We start from the raw sequence: 21107 nt of genomic DNA on the forward strand, positions 1-21107 counted from the left end.
AAACCCGCAAAAATTAGTCGGACAAAACTTGACCTCGCACCGCCAGCGAGGTTATCTTGTGGCGAAAGCAACTTCTGAAAGCAGCCCTATTCCGGCGCACCAAAGCCACGGGGAATTTTAGATATCAGATTAATGTTTAAACAGTTGCCTTCTAGATGCAAAATTTTCAATAATTTGCACCCTATAAAATCTAAAATCTAAAATCTAAAATCTAAAATCGGATGACTTACCTGTTGTAACTATGCCCTATCCGGTACCGCCGCCAGAACCCCCTGGCATCATCTACATCGCAAAGCCAAAAAAAGTCGCCCTCACTGTCGCGGCCGGCGATGGAGACACCCTCCGCAACCCCGCAGAAATACCGGAACCAAGCCCAGATATCGTTCAGCCAGAACCCACACCGGCCCCAGAAGAACCCGCAGCCACACTCCGGGGCACCACCCCAGCCACCGACCAGCTTCCAGAAATCGCCGACCCCTTAGCTGCAGTGGAAAGCGGCGAGGCAGTGGTGGGATTTCAGCGTCAGGCCCCTGTGAGAGAACCCGAAACTGCGGAAAATCCGAAAGATTCCTCGTTTACGGCTTACCCATTGGGTTCGGTAGAAAATGCCATTGCCATTCGCAATCAAAAACGAAGCGCAGAGGCGCAGAAACAACAGGATGGGAATGTTGTCCGAAAGCAGGAAAGTTGGTATCAGACCCAAGGCCGGCAGTTAGAAGATAACTCTCCCGAACCTGCGGAGATTCCCGTTCCAGAACCCGCGCTAGAACCAGCACCCAGCGGGCAACAGCAGTTCGACATTCCCACACCAGGAACTGCCCCCGCACCCAGAACCCCCGCTGCCCCGACACCGAAACCTAAACCAGCCGCGCCGCCGGGAGTCCGCACCGCCCCTTCTCAGCGGACGGTGCCTTTTCCGGTGAGTCCGGCCGATACTATCGAAGTTAAGGCTGACAGCCAAGAATTCGACGACAAGCAGCAAATTGTCACGGCGGTTGGTAATGTCGTTGTGCGGTTCAGGCAAACTGTGATTGATGCCGATCGAGCGATCGTCAACTTAGTCACCCGCCAAGTGGTAGCATCCGGCAATGTCGCCTATACCCGCGGCCAACAAGTAGTGCGCGGTCAGCGGATGGAGTTCAATCTTGGCCTCAACAGCGGCGCAGTCGAACAAGCCAGGGGCGAAATATTCCTGCCCGCAGCAGGTAGCGAATTGACTCCCACACTGCCGACAGATATCAGTGCCGGGACGATTCTTGAACAGCCCCTGAGCGATCGAATTACCAGCCAGCAGCCCCTGCGCGGAGTCAAATCCCCCGGCGCTGCTACAGTGACTCTCGGTGGCGGTGGACAGCTAGCAGCCCCCCAAGTTACTGGTGCCGTCAACCGCATCCGCTTTGAAGCAGAACGCATCGAACTGCTACCAGACGGCGCGAGGGTAGCAACCAACATTCGGCTTACTAACGACCCGTTTTCCCCGCCGGAATTTGAATACAGGGCCCGGAGGGCGACGATTAGAAGGATTTCGCCCACGGCAGAGGAATTGGTCACAACTAAACCCCGCTTGGTGTTCGACAACCGGGTGAAAATACCCGTGTATCCCCGCAGGCAAGTGTTTGACAGCCGGCAGCAAAACGGCCCGTGTTTGACCTTTGGCTACGACGGGGGCGAAAGAGGCGGTTTGTATGCCGAGTGCGGTTTTGAGGTGTTGCAAAACGGGCCGGTGCGACTGACTCTGACACCCCAAATTTACCTGCAGCGGATCGTGGCAGAGAACGGTGGCAATCCGTTGTCTCCCGATAGCTACGGGCTGAAAGCGAGGTTGGGCGCTAGTCTCGGCCCGCGCACCAGCCTGGACGGATCGGCAATATTTCTGAGTTTTGAAAATTTCCCGAACTTGCCGGAAGACAGCTTTAGGGGCAATTTGCGCCTGCGACAGTTGATCGGCACTCACACTCTGGCAGCAGAATACAGTTATCGCGATCGGCTGTTTAACGGTTCTCTGGGCTATCAAACCGTGCAGAGCAGTCTCGGGGCAGTCCTGACTTCCCCAGTCATCCCACTCGGAGGCACGGGCATCAATCTCAGCTACCAAGCTGGGTATCAATTTATCAATGCTGACACCGATCAAGCAGACTTGCTCGAACCAGTGCGGGAAAACAACCGCGTCGATCTGGGGCGTTCCCAGCTCAGCTTTGCCTTGAGTCGCGGCTTCAACCTGTGGGAGGGCGAACCGCTGCCTCGCACTCCCACCCAGGGTTTGAGGTATACGCGGACGCCGGTGGTTCCTTTCTTGCAACTGGCCTTGGGACTCCGGGGGGTTGGAACTTATTACAGCAGTGGCGACAGACAAAATTCCCTCGCCGGCAGCGTCGGCATTCAAGGGCAGTTCGGCCATTTCTCCCGCCCTTTCCTCGATTACACTGGTTTTAACGTGACTTATACCCAGGTGGGACGGGACGGTATATCGCCGTTTTTATTCGATCGCTTAGTAGATTTGAGAGTCCTGTCTTTTGGACTTGTCCAGCAAGTTTACGGAGGCTTTCGAGTTGGATTTCAAAGTGCTATTAATTTAGAAAGCGGGGAAACAATCAGTACGAATTACACTTTAGAATACAGTCGCCGCAGCTACGCAATCATTTTGCGTTTTAATCCTGAGCGTCAAGTCGGCAGCCTGACTTTTAGAGTTAGCGACTTCAACTGGAATGGGACTCCCGAACCTTTTTCCGGGGACGCGCGAACTGTAGAAGGAGGGGTGCGTTTATCCGATTAATTCAATTTGCTAATTGGGCATTGGTCATTGGGAATTTGGAACCAACAGTCAAAAGTCAACAGAAAACAGTCAACAGTCAACAGTCAACAGATAACAGTCAACAGTCAATAGACAACAAATGACAGAAGTGACCGCAATATCTGCACAAGCAGCGGCTCTGCTGGTTCACTACGGTTTTGACCTAGGTGGCAAAAAAGCCGAGAAATTGGCGGGTGAATGGCTGACCAAGTATCCCGGCTATTGGCTGCGTTTAGCAGTGGTTGAAGCGCTTTATCAAGGCCGCTACAAGGCTGTTTCTGTGGGACAGCTATTGAGTATGTGGCATCGGATAGGTCAACCTCTCTATCATTTCAATCGCGAGTTTGAACGCTTGGTATGCAATAATTTTCCTCAAAATTTAACCGGGGAAAATGCTGCTCAACTACCACAGGAAGATATACTTTTATCTGACCCGGAATCCAAAGTAACTGCCGCAGAGTTAGATTTGCTTGGGAGCTCAGAGGCGCCACTTGATGTGGCGCTTCATGCAGAAGTCCCAAACACAGAGGCAGAGGAAACAGGAAAATTGCCCGCAGCCGACGATCGCACAAAAGAAAATACAGAATTTGTTGTATATGAAGATGTGGCTGTTACCGCCCTAGCCGATCGAGCCGAAGCCGAGCAAAAATTAGCGGACAAACCTGTGGCAAAATCATTCCCAGTTGTCAAACACACTGATTTTCATACCAAGTTAAAAGCGATTGCCAGAGAAGGCCGAAGAAAGAAGGGAGAAAGCAGAAATAGAGTTTAAACTTTGGGAACTATAGCCTTTCTCAGTAACATGAGGTGGTCATAGGGCATAGGGCATAGGGCATAATAGGGCATAGGACTCGCCCCCATACCTCACAACGCTTAAGAACCGCTATAGATAGTTATTTTTCACTTTTCACTTGGGGCACTTACTCCCATCCGAATTTCCGAACAAAAAGAAGCTTGTTCCGTACCGTTAGCTTGCTTAACAAAGCTAGTCCGCAGCCGCAAATTGGGCATGAGATACCACAGCCTTTCTTCGGCATGGAGGGTGTCTGATTCTGTAATCAATGTCAGCACGTCGTCGCCCATCACGTAGCGACTATTACCCTTGTCTTGCAACACTTTGCCTTCGCTTGGATTGTCGGGATTTGGTACGATCGCTAGTATTGTAGAACCGATTTGTTTAGCTTTGTCGCGATCGGGAATACCGTCCCAACTAATCCGAACGCTGGTTAGCCCAGTTGAAGCCGGGTTAATCGAGTGTTGTTGGCAAAGTTTGACGACTGCTGCATCGCTAGCTGTCAGTAGTTCTATTTTGAGGTCGGATTTACCGGCCTGCAATTCCCCAGAATTGAGATTGTGTACGGTACGCTGAGAAAACCATTTGCCTGCACTTAACTCGAAAAACTCGATAACATCCATGAAATTTGTCTCTAAAGTCAATACTGCTTTATTTGCGATCGTGACTTGCGCGCTATGGAGTCAGAAACCCGGTTTCTTCCTACGTACCTAGCGGTCAAACCAATGATTTTGTCTAGAAACCCGGTTTAAGAGTGCAAGTCCTTTTCTATATTTTAGAGGAAGGGGACGCACCTGCAAAGCTTTCTGAGAGCTTTGGGTGAAACAGATTGCAGATGCCGCCCTGGTACGAAACCCAACCAGGGGGACATCTGCCTCGCTGATGTGGCCGACTTGACAGAAAATTAGAGCATCCGCCATCATATTTTCGTTATAAAAAGTCTTTTTCGCACATTAAATAGGATTACGATACCTGAAATTTTTTAGCTTTGACCGAAAGCCTCCAGGATACAAGCCCCCGGATTCATCCGTCCAGAAATAAAAAACTTGTATCCGAGAAACTTGCCCCCCGAATTTATCCGTGGGGTCAAGGCTTCAATCTAAAATCTAAAATCTAAAATCGATTGACAGTGCTGATCGAGCGACCATCATCGCCCAAACACCAGCTATGTTAAGAAAAGCAACGATATATGTGAGCTTTTGTCAATTGATCGGTAAATTGGGCGTTGCTGAGTTTAATTATATTAGCGACGATTTATTGTAATCGCACTGCTTGAAAATTCTCAAAGCAGACTCCGACTAAAAAACAAGCAATTCATCGAACCATCACCAAACCGAGGACAGCAAGCCCGTAGCACATAGCATTCAAATATGTCATGCTAAGTCTAAGAGACAAGATTCTCGATCGGCTTTTCGGTAGGGTGCAGCTAGCGATCGCATACATTTAAAAAACACATCCGTAAATTTATGACCGAGTTTAAACAAGGGCTGGATAAAATGGAGCCCGCAGAACAGACGCACTACCTGGGAATCGTGCCCAGTCAGCTAGCAGCGAATTCAGACTCAGAAAAATTATACAGCTTACTAATAGATTACAACTTTATTAAAGCCAAGCTGTCAGCATCGGGAGTACAGGCGCTAATAGAAGATTACGATTTAGCAACAAGTCCCGATATTATCTCAGACAAAAAAGCCGACCAACTCAAATTAATCCAAGAAGCAATTCGGCTGTCTGCCCACATTCTAGCCACAGATAAAAGCCAACTAGCCACCCAACTAATAGCCCGCTTGATGTGCTTTGAAAGTCCAGAAATTCAAGCAATGCTAGCACAGGCACAACACCAAACAACCCCCTGGCTGCGACCGCTAACGCCCAGCTTTACCCCTCCTGGCGGGAGATTGTTGCGTACCCTCACCGGACATACAGACTGGGTACAAGCTGTAGCAATCACCGCCGACGGCAAGCGGGCAATTTCTGCCTCCTCCGACCACAATCTCAAAATTTGGCACTTAGAAACAGGAGAAGAACTTGCCACCCTAAAAGGTCATCTTACCTACGTCAATGCTGTAGCTGTCACCCCCGACGGCACTAAAGTAATTTCCGGTTCTTGGGACAATACGATTAAAATTTGGGATTTAGAAACAGGGACAGAAATATTTACCTTTGCAGGCGATACTTTTGCCGTAGAAGCAGTAGCAGTAACTCCCGACGGCAAGCGAGTAATTTCAGGTTCTTGGGATGGCAGTATTAAAGTTTGGGATTTGACAAGCAGAGAAGTAATTTTTAACTTCAAAGGTCACAGCAGTTTTGTCCAGTCCGTAGCCGTAACTCCTGATAGCAAACGGTTGATTTCCGGGTCGGGAGACAACAGCATGAAAGTCTGGAACCTAGAAACTGGAAAAGAACTTTTTACTCTCACGGGTCATGAAGACTGGGTAAAAAGTGTAGCAGTTACTCCCGACGGCGAACTCATAATTTCCGGCAGTTACGACGGAACTGTTCAAGTCTGGAGTTTGTCAGAAAGAAAGCAACTTTTCACTTTAGGAAAACACAGCAGTTTCGTTCAAGCTGTGGCAGTCAGTCCCGACGGCAAACGGGTAATTTCGGCTTCAGGTGACAAAACGCTGAAAGTTTGGAATCTGGAAACAAAAGAAGAACTTTTCACTTTTACCAATCACATCGCCCCAGTGAATGCTGTGGCTGTTACCCCCGACGGCAAGCGGATAGTTTCTGGTTCCTCTGACAAAACTCTCAAAGTTTGGCACTTAGAAAGAGGCAAAGAAAATTTATCATTTGCAGGTCACGATGACTGGGTAAATGCTGTAGCAGTGACGGCGGACGGTACGAAAGCGATTTCCGGTTCAGGAGACAACAGCATTAAAGTCTGGAATCTCAAAAACGGACAGGAAATTTTTACTATTTCTGGACACCAAGATTGGGTAAAAGCGATCGCAACTACACCGGATAGCAAGCGAGTAGTTTCGGGTTCCGGCGACAAAACTGTGAAAGTTTGGAATCTAGAAACCGGAAAAGAAATCTTTACTTTCACTGGTCATACAGACTGGGTAAATTCTGTGGCAGTGACTGCGGACGGAACGATGGCGATTTCCGGTTCGGGAGACAAAACTATTAAAGTTTGGAGTTTAGAAACAGGAGACGAACTTTTTACTTTTTCAGGTCATGAGGACGGGATAAAAGCTGTGGCAGTTACTCCCGACAGCAAGCGGGTTATTTCGGCTTCCGGCGACCAAACTCTGAAAATTTGGAGTTTGGGAAAAGAAAAGAATATTTTGGCAAATTTATGGAATTTAGCCGTCAAAAATCTACTTTTTACTCTCAAAGGTCATGAGAGTTTTGTGAATGCTGTGGCAGTTACGGCGGATGGCAAAGGGGCGATTTCTGGCGGGCGGGAACACAATTTGAAAGTTTGGGATTTGTCAAGTAGAAAAGAAGTTTTTACTTTGGTAGGTCATGCTGATGCGGTAACATCTGTGGCGACTATGGGAACAAAGGCAATTTCTGTTTCGGACGATAATACTCTCAAAGTTTGGGATTTGTTAAGTCGAGAAGTAATTGCTAGTTTCAGGGGAGATAGTGCTTTGAAAGCTTGCGCTATTGCACCTGATGGGGTGACAATCGTAGTGGCGGAAGCTTCGGGACAGGTGCATTTTTTGAGGTTAGAAGAGGGGAAATAGTCATCAGTCATTAGTTATTAGTTATTATGCCGATCGCACTTTTGCTAAAATTTAAAAGTGCGATCGCCCTTTTCCCAATCTAGTTTACAATTGTTCCGGGTCAATTCCCATCGCTCGCAGTCTTTCTGCCAGTAAAGCAGCCCGCTGTTCGGCTTGTTCTGCCCGCTGTTCGGCTTGTTCCAAGCTGCGAGAAACCTCCTCATAACTTGTAAACGGTGGACCGTCAGGGCGATAAATTTGCCACTCTTCACCTGCCGCTCCTCTGTGGAACAGGTGTCCCGTTTGTGAATTCCTGCAATTCATTAAAAAAATCTCATTCACAGGCGGGGCGCATCGAAAATAGGGCAGACACCGCCCGCCCTACAAAACTACTTCCTCAGCAACTTCACCCCGCGAATCGAATAATCCAAAAGCTCAATTGGGTGCATTAAAGTAACTGTTTTTCCCTGCAACTCCAAATGCTTCTTAATTTGCAAAGAACAACCCGGATTAGAAGAAGCAATCAACTCCGCCCCAGTATTCAGCAAATTCTCCACCTTTTGCACTCCCAATTCATCAGCAATCTCCGGCTGAAGCATATTGTAAACCCCCGCACTCCCGCAGCACAAAGCCGCATCCACAGGTTCTTTTAACTTCACCCCCGGAATTTGTTGCAGCAACTGACGCGGCTGCAAACTAATCTTTTGCCCGTGCAACAAATGACAAGCATCCTGATAAACAATTGTCAAATCTCCGTCAATCAAAGGATTGAGTTTCGCCGTAATTCCTGCACTTGCCAAAAACTCTTGCACGTCCTTAACATTAACAGCAAATTTTTCAGCTTTCTCCCGATAATCAGGGTCATCTGCTAAAATATGACCGTATTCTTTCAAAGTGTGGCCGCACCCAGCAGCGTTGATAATCACAAAATCAACGCCAGTATTTTCAAAGCTATCAATCATTTGTCTCGCCAAAGCTTTTGCCTGTTCCGCTTGGCCTTGATGTTCCGGCAAAGCAGCACAGCATCCCTGACTTTTAGGAACCACAACCTCGCAACCGTTAGCCGTCAAAACACGCACAGTAGCTTCATTAACTGGCGAAAATAACAGCCGCTGGACACAGCCTAAAATCACGCCGACTCGATAGCGTTTCTCCCCTTCTGCCGGAATTACCTCTGGTAAATTATCCCGGAAAGAATCGACAGTAACTTTCGGCAAAATTGATTCCATCGCAGCCAAGCGGGGAAATACTTTTTTCAGCAAACCTGTTTTGCGGACAAGTTTTGGCAGTCCTAATTTTTGATAAATAAACAGCGGTACAAGCAAAGGTCGCAATCTGTGAGGATAAGGGAAGAGATTAAAAATCAGAGTGCGAATTACATTGTCCGAAAAAGTGCGTTCCTGATTTCTAGTAACTTGGTGGCGCGTTGCGGAAATTAATTTGTCGTATTGAACTCCAGAAGGGCAAGTTGTAACGCAGGCTAAACAGCCCAAACAAGTATCAAAATGCTGGGAGGTTGCTTCGTTTAATGGTGCGTCGCCTTCGTTGATTGCATCCATTAAATAAATGCGGCCTCTGGGCGAATCCATTTCTTTGCCGAGTACGCGATAACTTGGACAAGTTGACAAACAAAAGCCGCAGTGTACGCAAGTATCGATTAATTTCGGATCGGGCGGATTGTTGGCGTCGAAACCGGGGATTTCGAGGGTTTGTAAGTGGGGATTTTGTGCTAGAAAATTGCTTTCTTTGGCAGGTCTTAAATCGTCGCTGGGAACTTGAGATTTTTCTGAAGTTTGCATATATATATTACCTAATTGTTTTTCTTCGTACCCAGAACTTTAGTCAGTTTAATGGAATTTAGGCAGAAGCTTTATCTGTAGGTTTGCCGCGCGAAAAATTCCGCTAGAAGTAGCGTGTAAAACCACTTTTTACAGAAGTCCTGAACGAATCAAGTCCTGACTACAAACTTTAAACTAAATAGCTGGTAAAAGTATAGTCATTTATAGGCATGGGAGGCTTCAAGTCCCTCCCCCTTCACTTTTACTTTGAGCGGATTAACCCGCCTCGGCTGAACTACGCAGCTCCCTATCCCATAGCTGAAGGCATTTGGGATTGCTTTTCTGAGGATGTTGTACGAAGCGTTGATATCAGAATTAATTAACTGACCAGTCGATGTTTTGTACAAACCTCGCTTAATACGCTTACCAGTAAACATTGGCTCTTTTTCTGTTTTCCCGTAGACAGGGATTGGGTCTAGACCCACGAAGTTTGCCCGCGATGTGTAGGATTCTTCCTGCACAATTACTGTGATTCCCACCAACCGAGCTTTGTACTCCAACATTTCAATTAATCGAGAGTGAGGAATACTAACAAAGTTTTGGTTGGTTTGCTTCCCTAGATCAATTTCAGTTTTCCACTGTGCATTCTTGCCAATTACTAGCGTCCCAATTTGTTTTGTATTTAAAATCGCAACAATCACACGACTAGCATGATGCAAGTAATTATCAACTTTCTGATTGCGACAGCGAGTTAATCGCTGAATCCTGGGTGAGGTTTGACGATTCCCTTTTAACTGGGATTGTAATCGGGATTTGCGTTTGTTATAGAACTGGTTAATCGATTTTAATGGTCGCCCGTTAATCAACAAAGGGATAAATCCCGGCTGATTTGAAGTTAACGCCACTAAATTATCCAGTCCCAAATCAATACTAGCTACAGAGTTGGCATTGCCAAGGGTGGACTCCGGTTCACTTCGACTACGCTCAGTACAAGCATCATAAATCACCTCAATTACATAGGAATCACATTTCGGAACCAGTCTAACTTGACAAATCTGGTTGGGATTGACTTGGGTTTTAATTGAAAGTTCAGTGCCGGAAAGTTTAATGATTCCTTTCTTCAACTGTTTGCTGCTAATTGCTTGAATCGTGTAGACGAGAAGATTTCGCCCTTTAGTCTTATCTTTGTACTTTGGCAATTTTGGGCGACCCGTGAATTTTGAAGAGTCAGCTTTGTAAGCTTTAACGGTTTCAAAAAACGATTTCCAATTCTTGTCTAGCACCATCAAGATTTGCTGACTTACTTTAGCAGGCAAAGCCTTATATGCTTCGTGAGACTTCATCAATCGGTTCATTTCGTTGTAATTTACATAGCCCCACCCATAAATAAAACTCTGACGAATGACGTAATTGGCGGCATTGTAGAGGTTTTTGGACTTGAAAGCTAGTTCGTCTATTTGGGCGAAACGGTGTTCCGTTGATTTAATGATGTGCCTCTCTGTTAGTTGCATTTGAGACTTGCGTTTTTTGGGCTATGCGTATTCCTTATTCAACACTCACAACAATATAATACCATTATTGCTTATAAACTCAATGAAGTTTTACAATACCGCTTATAAAACGATGGGGGCTCAAAATATTTTCCGGGTCAAACTGCTGTTTAATCCGGCGCATTAAATCGATCGCACTTCCAGTATAGCCCCAAACATCTAACTCTTGCTTGATGTCGGTCGGCGCTACTAAAACAGTCAGAAAACCGCCTTTCGCTTCGCACCCTCTGCGTACCTGCAACAACCTGTCCGCCGTCGCATTCTCAAACCGCACAACCCCCAAACCGCTGCCTGCATGAATCCAAGCGTCCTGTACCGGCAATTCGTTAATGGCCGTTACAGCTTCCGACGGTCTGATTCCTATTTTGCAAATAATTGCCGACTTTGTGCCAGAATCCCACATAGTTTCTGGCAATCTTTGCCATAACTGATGCTCATCATTTTCGCAGCAGCTAGTGCCTTGTAAACCCAACTTTTCGCCAACTTCCAGCAAGCGGGCTGATTGTTGTTTAACACTTTCTGCGATACTTTGAAATCTGACGATTAATCCCGTGCCCTTTCCTAAGCCTAATTTTGCGACTAATTCAGGTGACAGCAAATCAACGGCTGTTGGTGTCAAAGCAGAGGATAATAAGATTTGAGCCGTTTGGGACAAAGCATTAGTTTCCCCTGTCAGCACTACGGTTCCCGATGATTCAGGCAGCGGATAAACTCGGAAAGTTACTTGAGAAATGACCCCCAATGTGCCGTAAGCACCAGTAAACAGTTTCATCAAGTCGTAGCCGGCGACATTTTTAACAACTCGACCCCCGGCTACCGCAATTTTACCGTCCGATCGCACAAAGGTAATTCCCAACAGCAAATCGCGCACCCCGCGATAGCGATGCCGCAAGGAACCCGCATCAGCAGTAGCGACAATGCCGCCCAAAGTTACCTCTTGCGGATATGCTGGATCGATCGGCAAAAATTGACCTGCCGCAGCTAAAATTTGCTGCAAATCCGCAAACTTCATTCCCGCTTCCGCAGTCACCGTTAAATCGCCCACAGCGTGTTCTACAAGCCGATTGAGGCGCGAAGTGCTGACAGCCACAATCCCCCCTGCATCAGGATATCCCCCTAAATCCCCCTTAAAAAGACCCACTTTGACAACATCTTGCTCCCCCCTTGGTAGGGGCGGTGCCCCCGTGCCCGCCCTGGGCTGGGGGGGATCGGAGTCGAATTTAACTAAACCGCCCCAATCAAGTTTGCTGCCACTGCCACAGGGCAAGACGGCACAGCGATTTTGCCCAGCCCAAGCAATGACAGCCGCCAGTTCTTCCTGAGTATTCGGGTAAACGGTACAATCTATTTTCGTGTCGGGGGCAACTGCTTTTTCTACTCGTTCTTGCCAAAATGGCTCTGTATCTTGCCAGCGACAGATGCCAGCAGTCCCGACAATACTTTCTAATTCTTGTATGCTTACGTAATTTTCGGTAGAAAAAGATTTCATCAAGGTTATGAGACGCCCGGTAAAAAAAATTATCAAAACACTGCCTAAAACCATTAAATATTAATACGGGCCCGATATTCAAAACATGAAAAAACAAATGTCTCAAAACCGACTTTCTGTGGGAATTACCGGTCTCAACGAAGTGATTGGCGGCGGCCTAATTCCTCAACGCTCTTATTTAGTGCGCGGGGGCCCCGGTACTGGCAAGACTACACTGGGCTTTCACTTTTTGGCAGCAGGTGTGGCTCTGGGAGAAACGCCCCTGTTTATTACTTTAGGAGAACCGGAAGCGCAATTGCGGGCCAATGCCACAAGTCTCGGTTTTGATATGGAAGCGATGGCGTTCCTCGATTTGAGCCCATCGTCAGAATTCTTTACAGAAGTTCAGACTTATGACATTTTCTCCCCCTCCGAGGTTGAGCGAGAACCGACTACACAAAAGATTATCGAACAGGTACGGGCGCTCAAACCTGATCGGGTGTTTTTGGACGCGATAACTCAATTTCGCTACTTAGCTGCGGATGAGTTTCAGTTTCGCAAGCAAGTTCTGTCTTTTCTGCGCTTTTTGGTGGAAGGGGGGGCGACGGTGGTATTCACCTCCGAAGGCACATCAAGTGTTCCAGACGACGATTTGCAATTCATCAGCGACGGAGTAATTTATTTAGAACTGCGCCCTGAAGGACGCGCTGTGTCTGTCACCAAGCTGCGAGGCTCTAACTTCCGCAGCGGCCGCCATTCGCTGCGCCTGACTCAGGCTGGTATGGAGGTATTTCCGCGATTGCTGCCAGACAATTATCAGCAGGATTTTGTTGCGGAAGCGATTTCTTCTGGGGTTCCAGAAATCGACGAACTACTGCACGGGGGACTGGAACGGGGGACTGTGACGGTGATTAGCGGGCCTAGCGGCGTGGGTAAAACGACGGTGGGGGTTCAGTTTATGAAGGAAGCCGCAGGAAGGGGGGAACGATCGGTAGTTTACATTTTTGAGGAGTCAAGTTCTACTCTGCTGAAGCGCTGTGAATCAGTTAACATCCCGGTTGGGGCGATGATGGGGCAAGGAAGTCTTTCGGTGATACCTGTGGAACCTTTGCTCTACTCGCCAGATCAGTTTGCCTGTATGGTTCGCCAGGAGGTGGAGCAGGAAAAGACGCAGATTGTGATGATTGACAGTATTTCTGGCTATCAGCTTTCGATGCAGGGGCAAGATTTGGTGAACAATTTGCACGCTTTGTGCAAGTATCTGAAGAATATGGGAGTCACCGTTATCTTGATTAATGAGGTAGAAGCCATTAGCGGAGATTTTCGGCTGACCGAGATCGGGATTAGCTATTTAGCGGATAATCTTCTGTTTATACGCTATCTGGAACGCCAACTGCATAATAGGACAGAAATCCGCAAGGCGATCGGAGTAATTAAAAAACGAGTCAGCAATTTCGAGAGAACTCTGCGAGAACTCGAGATTACTCGCTACGGCATCAAAGTCAGCAAACCGATAGCGGGGCTGCGGGGCATTTTGAGTTCGGCGCCGGTGTGGATTGAGGGGGAAGCTGATCAAGATTGAATCGGGGTTTGTCCTGCTGTTTTGGGGCAAGTGCAGCTAATTTTGGAGTCGTGAATCTACTAATGAGTAGGGCGCGCAGCTCACCACTACCTGTAGGGGGCGCACCGCGCACCTCACCACTAGCCTAAGTTCTGGAAAACTTAAATATATTGGTAAATTTGTGTATTTTTCGACTTTTATAGCAGTTTTCACTTGTATGAAATAGAGTAGGGCACAGGGCGCGGAGCCGTGTCCTGTGTCAGATCATCTGTACTTCACTCAACTGAAAACCAATGTAATCCCTCGCCGAAAAGTAAGCTAATACCAGATAAAAAAAGAATCCAACTTTAGGCCACATCCCAACCCATATATAATCAGTCACTACCCATTCTAAAATCTAAAATCTAAAATCTAAAATGGTATAACCCGTATTCAAAGGAAGCTGATAGATGAATGAAAACTCAATAATTTTAGCCGTAGACCGCAATCATCGAAACTTGGAACTATTAGCACAATTTCTGAATAAAGAAGGATACCAGATGATCGCGGCTTATAACTTTGAAGATGTTGCACAAGCTATCAGTCAGCCTGCTAGGATCGGGATGGCTTTAGTAGATATTTCTGGTTTCGATCGCCGGATTTGGGAGTGCTGCGAACAACTGCGAAATCACCAAATCCCTTTTCTGATACTCTCGCCCAAACAAAGCGCTGCCATTCAGCACGAAAGCCTCTGCCACGGTGCTCGGAATATGTTGGTAAAACCTTTGATCGTTAGAGATTTGCTGGGAATTGTGCACACATTGCTAGGAGAATCTGCGTGAGTCAAATTTTATTGCTTGTCGAACAGAAAGAAAATCGCCGCTTGTTATTAGAATGGTTAGCTGTTTACTATGAGGTATTGCTGCCAAACTCAACAGAAAATAGTGAGGAGTTTTTACCATTTAATCAATCTTTTGACCTGGCGATAATTGACGGTATTTCCCTGAAACGCCACTGGGAATGGGTAGCCGCCCAAAAACAGGCAGAACAACCGGTATGCTTGCCTTTTCTTTTGATTACATCTCGCTCGGATGTAGGAATGGCAACGCAATTTATTTGGCAAAGCATTGACGATTTGATTATCGCTCCGATCGAGAAGATCGAATTGCAAGCACGGGTGGAGATTTTGCTGCGTTCGCGCCAGTTGTCTTTAACTCTCAAATTGTCTCACGACCAACTCGATCGCACTCTGCAAACAGCCCAAGAACTCAACGAGATGAAAACTTCTTTGCTGTACATGATTGCCCACGACGTTCGCAATCCTTTGAATTTCATCATCGGCACTACACAACTTCTTAGCAAGTACAAGTTGACATTAACACAGGAGAAAACCCAAGAACTTCTAGACAAAACTCAAGCCGCCGCAAAAGGCATAGATTTGTTATTAGATGATGTGCTGTTGCTGGGGCGTGTTGAGTCTGGAAAAACCGGGTTTTCCTTGCTACCGATAGATTTAGCAAAGTTTTGTAATGAGTTGGTAGGGGAATTTCAGAACAGCCTGAAGTTGAAACCTGAAAATGACCGGGTGACGCTGATTTTTGTAAATCACAATCCATCCGCGATGGCGTGTTTGGAGGTAAGCTTACTCCGGCGAATTCTGGGCAATTTGCTGTCCAATGCTATTAAGTATTCTCCCCCAAATACCGAAGTAATTTTTGAATTAAAACTTACTGAAACCGAGGCTATTTTTTCAGTACAGGATGCAGGAATTGGCATACCTGTCGCCGACCAAGAACGGTTGTTTGATTCATTTTACCGGGCTAAAAATGTCGGTCGAATTCCCGGTACTGGACTGGGGCTGAGCATTGTTAAAAAATGCGTGGACTTGCACGGTGGCGAAATTACTTTGACCAGTGAAGAAGGGGTTGGCAGTACATTTACAGTAACGCTGCCGATCGCAAAACCTGGAAAAAACCAAATCTCGCCTGCAACGGTTTAAACTAAATGCAGGGATTTGGGATAGTCATCGATGAATGTGACGCCTGGGTGAGGCTATAGGTGATAGTGTGACCATGAGATGTATCCTCAAAAAACTGATAACAGCCGATCGTCAAGTGATGAAATTGATCAGCGTCGTTCCAGAAGTGATCAACGAGCGGGATAACTGGCGATCGACGAGCGGGAGAATTGGCGATTGTTCGTCAAAGCTCGATCGGCACCGTAATAAATGTTGAACCCACCCAAAAATAATGAGATACTATACAAAACTTATCCCCAGGTGTCAGAATTTATATTTGTGAAAAAAAGCGACCCAACAACCGTCACATCTTAGAGGATCTGATGAGTATTTTAACACTTTAAAAATGGTTAATCAACTCTTTTATGAATTATTGTCGGACTACAATCAATCAAGAGTTGAAGAGCGATCGCATGAGCTTTCAGGCGGACAGTCCAACTCTTCAACAATTAATGGTTGAAACCTGATGTCTCCAGGTTCAATCGCCACTCTTCTCCACCAAGCTGGCAACAAGAGCAGCCAAAACTTACCCACAGACACAGAACGCTGCTCGCGAACAAAAACCAAGGGCAGGAGAGCCGCCAGTCGTAAGACGGCTGAGAGGGCAAACACCCCTGGCAAGCCACCGAGATTGGTCAAAGTAGCGATAAAGCCACCAAGGGTGATTCCCATTGCCCCAGTGACACCAGGAACCGCAGCTGCGATCGCAAAGTATATCGACTGATTACGTAGTGGTGTCACCGACATCATGAGATTACCACTGCACAGGTCGATCGCCGCCCACGTTGCACCGCCGATGATGTGCAACAGCGGGAACCAGACCCATAGGAAAATTGGAGCCGTTCCAGCTTCTAGCCAGAGCAGAGGGGTCAGAGCCACCAAGATTCCCACTACTATCATGATCGGGCGGTTCCCAACCCGGTCAGCCAGTTGGCCCCAAAAAACCAGCATCAGCAAGTTAGCACCAGCACCTAAGCTGCTATAGAGCGTTACCACGCTGACATCTATCTTTAGGTCATCCAGCAAGTAAAGGTTAAAGAAGGGCGCGCTGACGTTAACGGCAAAGCTCCATAGACCCGAGTAAAGCAAAAACTTTAAAAAATTGGCTTCCTTGAGAAAGCTAAAAATTGGCCCTGTGGATGATTTTTCGCCTGTATCTAAATGCGTGACGTGTACAAGCTTGGGGTTCACATCGGTCATAAAGAACTGACAACCTAGACTGATGAGGCCAAGCACAATTCCTAAAACCAAGATGGCACTGTAACCTTGGAGCTTTCCACCGGGCCAGTTCGATACCGCTAGAGCCAGCAACGGCACACCAATGAGATTCGTCAAGCTGACAGCACTATTGCGAAAGCCAAAATACCGCCCGCGCAACCGCTGAGGTACTAACGCCGCTAACCAGCTCAAGAAGGAAGCACGACCTAAAGATTCTAAGACTTGACTTACCCAGATGATTGCCAATGTCAACTGCACTAGCTGATGTTGGGCCAGATGAAATGAGCCTCCCCACCAAAGGGCTGGCACGAGAATCAGCCACAGCAGTCGGGACATTCCGAAAATCCAGAAGGAATACCAGTGGCGGCTCTGTGTTCGGTCTCCTATATAAGCTCCGAACGGTTGGAGCAAATTTACCAGTTGAGGAATGGAGGCGAGCATACCAATTTCCACTGGACCAGCCCCCAAATCGAGCAAGAAATTACTGAGCAACGCGCCGCCGATGATGCTGTAAAAAAGCGTAGCAAATACACCGTCCAAAGTTAGTGCTCTGAGGCTTGACCGAGTTTCCGGTTTGGAAAGTTTTAGAGGTCGATTGGTCAGAAGTACCGTCTCTGGTAAGGCTATATCCTCTTGGATTTCTTCCTGAAGAGGGAGAGGATTCGTTCCTACTAAGCTGTATTCTTTTTCTTGTTTTTCGAGCATACTGGATAGCCAATAGATAAGCTGTGTAGCAGCTTAATTGTATAATATAAGATTAAGTATTTTAAGGAGCACAGCCATAGAGGTCAGGTAAAAATCCTCAGTATAAGAACCCCAAAGAAAGATTACTTCAAAAAATAAAATAAAATAAGACGATCCAACTTAGATAAAAGAAATTAATTTTATTAATCAGTGATGGAAAATTGTCAAGAAATAGCTAATTTTTGAGAAATTTTCTATGCGACATTAGCTTACTGCATGGTTCATCGCGATCCAGATAAAATAGAGAAATTTTCCGATGGAAGAAGTCAAGGGAACTTGGGGAAAGCCACCTCTGAGTAGGAAAAAATGTTGCTAAAAATAATGAGGATTAAATCAAAGTTCTAAAGGAGCAAGGGCGCTCAATAACTCTTCTAGGATAAATCGCAACAAAGATTGAGTTGCTAATATTAAACCTAATCGGGATTGGGCGAGTTTTGGCTGTCTTATTTTGACTTCTCCCCAAATTCGGCAGTGGGTGTAAAAAGTCTGAAATGCTTCGCTCAAACTACTGGCTAATTTGAAATCATTGACAGGTTTTTCGCGGTTTTTTACCTCAAAAATAGGATATATATTGTCTAGCACTGTTAACAGTTGCGATATTAAACTGCGTTCGGCTGGATGCACTAATCGCAGTCGATCGCCCTCGTCAATCCAAGGGATAGGATTTGGACTTGCCAGCGACCAAATTTGTGGCGCTGTAGTGACATCTGGCTGGGCGAGCACAATTATGCGATCGCGGTGGGCCATTCGCAGCAGGGAACAGCAGCGCGCGTGGCTGTACTGAATGGGAAACAGTCGATCGGCACACATAACAGGAGATAATATTCTAGATTCGGGAATTGGGAGGTTCGTTTGAGCTAAACGTTGCAACCAGACGGCTAAACCTGCATCAGTCAACTCCAGCTCAATAATTCCCGCCGGCGCGACTTTAACGGCGAAATCTGGGTAGCACAGCGGTTCGAGAGTTTCGGCCAACTCGGTCGCAATTGTCTGCGGTGTCTGCTGCCAAGTTTTAGCCAATTTCAGGGCGATCGCAGACACGTACAGCACCCGGGCGCTATCTTTACTCCGATTTAACGGAAATATTGCACCATTCTCAATTACTTGTTTAGCAAGAGGCATCTTGCCTGTTCCACAAGAAAATTCATCTCTTGTGGAATGGGCATCTTGCCCGTTCTTGAGAATGGTGTCACCTATGAGATTTAATGGAATTTTCCCTAGTGCCTCTTGCTGGGCGATCGCGCTTTGGAACCTGGAAAGCAAGAAACACTTCACTGTAACTTCCGGGCACTGCTCCATACTTGCTGTATCCATATCGGCTCATCCTACCGTAAGAGCAACGATCGACTGTTACCACTTCCACTGTTCTTGTACGTTAAACTGCTGATGTCAGAGATAGTCGATCGGCTCCCCCGATCGGCGCTAAATCGAATTAATACGTTTTCTAGCGATTTTTTTGCTAAATATACAATAATTTACGACAAATTTTTTGCTGAACTCTACCATTTTGATGTATTTTTTGCTACATTGAATTTTTCGGTAAAACTAAGAAAAGTCAGCACAGTTAAGAAGCGTGCAAGCTCGCTCGGGGGTTGGTTGTCTCACTTGGTATCGCATTGCTGGCAAAAGCTGTTTTTCTCACTATTACACTATTAAATATATCCCAGAGCCTCACTTATGCAATCAACTTCCACACATCTAGAGACTATCGATCGACCTTTTATCACTTGGCAGCGAATTATCGACTGGGCCCAGGAACACTACCGCTGCCGGACTTTTAGCAAAGACGAGCGGATTCCGGCAAGACCCGGACTGCTCTATTTAGTCCAGAAAGGTTCTGTGCGGCTCGTAGGCAGCGCTCAAGTTAGCGCCGCAGCGGCAAAGTCAAAATCCGCTGACAAAACTACAGAAGAAGCTTTTTTGGGCTTCGTCGGTGCCGGTCAGCCCTTTGAACTCGTTGCTCAGTCTCCGTTTACTCTCCAAGCTTACGCTCATGCCGATCAAACTCACGTAGTGTGGATGTATTGGCACGACTTGGATAATTGGCCTCACTTTCGTAGAGAAATTTTGGATGCGTTTCGTTACCAACACCAGCGGAAACTGCTCTGGCTGAGCACTTTGGGACAGCGCCGGACGATCGACCGACTGTTGGGGTTTCTCACTTTGTTGATCGAGGAGTTCGGCGAACCTTACGTAGGTGACGACGAACCAGAGGTGGTTCGGGGCTACCGGCTGCCTTGGACTTTGACGCACGCTCAAATTGGCAGCGCAATCGGCTCAACGCGGGTGACGGTGACGCGGCTGATGGGTAAGTTGCGATCGAAAGGTTTGATTAATACTGAGGATGATAATTTAATCTGTTTGCCGGCTAAGTCTAACCCCCAAAAGACAAAAAACCAAAAGCAGGACGTAGAAGATTCCTTGGAAGATTCCCTGGAAGATGAAGATTCCCTGGATGATGAAGATTCCCTGGATGATGAAGATTCTCTCGAATAATCTGCATAAAATCCGGCGGGAAATTGCTAACAAACAGCGCGTCACGATTAGTTTTGGGCAGTCGCGCTCGATCACTCGACAGTGTAGGATGAATTGTGTAAAATTTTCCCGTTCTTGAAAGGTGCGACTGACAATGACCGATGACAAGCAAAAATCTTCAATCCCGAACAATCAGCAACGGGTGGTATTCTGCGACTTTGACGGCACGATAACTGTTGAAGAAACTTTTGTGGCAATGCTCAAGCATTTCGCACCGGAACTGTCGTCTCAACTGATGCCTGAAATATACGCTAGAAGGCTGAGTTTGCGATCGGGAGTGCGGCAGTTACTAGAGTCTATTCCCTCGGAACGTTACGGGGAAATTGTGGAATTTTCTAGGGGAAAGCTGATGCGGCCGGGATTGTTGGAATTGCTGGATTTTTTGGACGAGAAAAAGGTAGATTTTGCGATCGTTTCCGGCGGTCTTCGGATTATGGTAGAGACGGTAATGGGCGATTTGGTAAAGCGGGCGAGCGTTATTTACGCTGTGGATGTGGACGCTAGTGGCCCTCGCTTGCAAGTCAATTCTGAGTTTGAAGGAGATGAAGAATTGGTGTCTAAGGTGCGGGTGATGGGCCAGCACCCGGCCGAGGAACAGGTGGCGATTGGAGATTCGCTGACGGACTTTAATATGGCTTTGCAGGCTTCGTCGGTGTTTGCGCGCGATCGGCTTGCCGAGTATCTAGACGAACAACAAAAGCCTTATACTAAATGGGATAATTTTTTTGACATTTTGGAAAATTTGTCCCAAAAATGGAATTGAAACTATCGCCTTTCTCAGGTAATATAAATTCCGTTTGCCTCGGTATTGTATGATGTTAAATTTTGTAGGGGCGGGTTCACCAACAATAAATTGCCCATAATAAACAATATAATAAACCCGCCCCCGTGCAGATAAGTCCGATGCTACCGAATTTGATATAAGGTGTGTACGGATTACCCTACGTTTAGATAGGCCAGCACAATTTCTATTAACGCAAAAAGTAGATTAAAAACTGA

At 46.8% G+C, this 21107-nt stretch carries 15 protein-coding genes; 8 read left to right on the forward strand and 7 right to left on the reverse strand.

The window, feature by feature from the left end; all coding sequences use genetic code 11:
- Positions 1-241: 241 nt before the first annotated feature.
- Together QUA07_RS08045 and QUA07_RS08050 are read left to right on the forward strand one after the other, a co-directional pair.
- Positions 242-2773, forward strand: a complete 2532-nt coding sequence (locus QUA07_RS08045; protein WP_333323946.1) for a DUF3769 domain-containing protein — start codon at positions 242-244, stop codon at positions 2771-2773.
- A gap of 118 nt (positions 2774-2891) precedes the next feature.
- Entirely contained in the window at positions 2892-3563 is a 672-nt protein-coding gene (locus QUA07_RS08050; RefSeq protein ID WP_333323948.1) for a hypothetical protein, read from the forward strand.
- A gap of 128 nt (positions 3564-3691) precedes the next feature.
- Here QUA07_RS08050 and QUA07_RS08055 read toward each other — a convergent pair whose 3' ends face one another.
- The gene (locus QUA07_RS08055) at positions 3692-4207 is read right to left on the reverse strand and encodes a phycobiliprotein lyase (RefSeq protein ID WP_333323950.1); all 516 of its coding nucleotides are present in this window, start codon (positions 4205-4207) and stop codon (positions 3692-3694) included.
- 831 nt (positions 4208-5038) lie between these two features.
- Here QUA07_RS08055 and QUA07_RS08060 point away from each other — a divergent pair.
- Positions 5039-7279, forward strand: coding sequence for a beta-propeller domain-containing protein (locus tag QUA07_RS08060; RefSeq protein ID WP_333324007.1), 2241 nt, complete (start codon positions 5039-5041; stop codon positions 7277-7279).
- 84 nt (positions 7280-7363) lie between these two features.
- Here QUA07_RS08060 and QUA07_RS08065 read toward each other — a convergent pair whose 3' ends face one another.
- From QUA07_RS08065 to QUA07_RS08080, 4 genes are all read right to left on the reverse strand, one after another.
- On the reverse strand, positions 7364-7582 hold the full coding sequence (locus QUA07_RS08065) for a hypothetical protein (RefSeq protein ID WP_333323952.1): 219 nt from the start codon (positions 7580-7582) through the stop codon (positions 7364-7366).
- Between the two features lie 65 nt (positions 7583-7647).
- Complete coding sequence (locus tag QUA07_RS08070; protein WP_333323954.1) at positions 7648-9057, reverse strand: heterodisulfide reductase-related iron-sulfur binding cluster; 1410 nt, start codon at positions 9055-9057, stop codon at positions 7648-7650.
- Positions 9058-9254: 197 nt separating this feature from the next.
- Positions 9255-10547 (reverse strand): transposase, encoded by a 1293-nt coding sequence (locus QUA07_RS08075; protein WP_333323956.1) that lies wholly within the window; start codon positions 10545-10547, stop codon positions 9255-9257.
- 79 nt (positions 10548-10626) lie between these two features.
- On the reverse strand, positions 10627-12075 hold the full coding sequence (locus tag QUA07_RS08080; RefSeq protein ID WP_333323958.1) for an FAD-binding oxidoreductase: 1449 nt from the start codon (positions 12073-12075) through the stop codon (positions 10627-10629).
- Between the two features lie 97 nt (positions 12076-12172).
- Here QUA07_RS08080 and QUA07_RS08085 point away from each other — a divergent pair, with 97 nt between their 5' ends.
- The 3 genes from QUA07_RS08085 (at position 12173) to QUA07_RS08095 (ending at position 15593) form a co-directional block, all read left to right on the forward strand.
- The gene (locus tag QUA07_RS08085) at positions 12173-13636 is read left to right on the forward strand and encodes an ATPase domain-containing protein (RefSeq protein WP_333081552.1); all 1464 of its coding nucleotides are present in this window, start codon (positions 12173-12175) and stop codon (positions 13634-13636) included.
- Positions 13637-14064: 428 nt separating this feature from the next.
- Positions 14065-14436: a response regulator gene (locus QUA07_RS08090; RefSeq protein WP_333081550.1), complete on the forward strand. Its 372-nt coding sequence runs from the start codon at positions 14065-14067 to the stop codon at positions 14434-14436.
- Complete coding sequence (locus QUA07_RS08095) at positions 14433-15593, forward strand: ATP-binding protein (RefSeq protein ID WP_333323960.1); 1161 nt, start codon at positions 14433-14435, stop codon at positions 15591-15593. Before QUA07_RS08090 ends, QUA07_RS08095 begins: the two co-directional genes overlap by 4 nt.
- Positions 15594-15998: 405 nt before the next feature.
- Here the strand turns inward: QUA07_RS08095 and QUA07_RS08100 are convergent, their stop codons facing one another.
- On the reverse strand, positions 15999-17534 hold the full coding sequence (locus tag QUA07_RS08100; RefSeq protein WP_333323962.1) for an MFS transporter: 1536 nt from the start codon (positions 17532-17534) through the stop codon (positions 15999-16001).
- A 372-nt stretch (positions 17535-17906) separates the two neighbouring features.
- Entirely contained in the window at positions 17907-18887 is a 981-nt protein-coding gene (locus QUA07_RS08105; RefSeq protein ID WP_333323964.1) for a DALR anticodon-binding domain-containing protein, read from the reverse strand.
- Between the two features lie 363 nt (positions 18888-19250).
- On the opposite strand from QUA07_RS08105, the gene QUA07_RS08110 reads away from it, so the two are divergent.
- Positions 19251-20069: a Crp/Fnr family transcriptional regulator gene (locus QUA07_RS08110; RefSeq protein ID WP_333323966.1), complete on the forward strand. Its 819-nt coding sequence runs from the start codon at positions 19251-19253 to the stop codon at positions 20067-20069.
- Positions 20070-20202: 133 nt separating this feature from the next.
- Positions 20203-20871, forward strand: a complete 669-nt coding sequence (locus QUA07_RS08115) for an HAD-IB family phosphatase (RefSeq protein ID WP_333323968.1) — start codon at positions 20203-20205, stop codon at positions 20869-20871.
- The last annotated feature ends 236 nt before the right edge of the window (positions 20872-21107 follow it).

It is taken from the genome of Microcoleus sp. T3_A4 (genome assembly GCF_036700465.1).
Lineage (GTDB): Bacteria > Cyanobacteriota > Cyanobacteriia > Cyanobacteriales > Microcoleaceae > Microcoleus.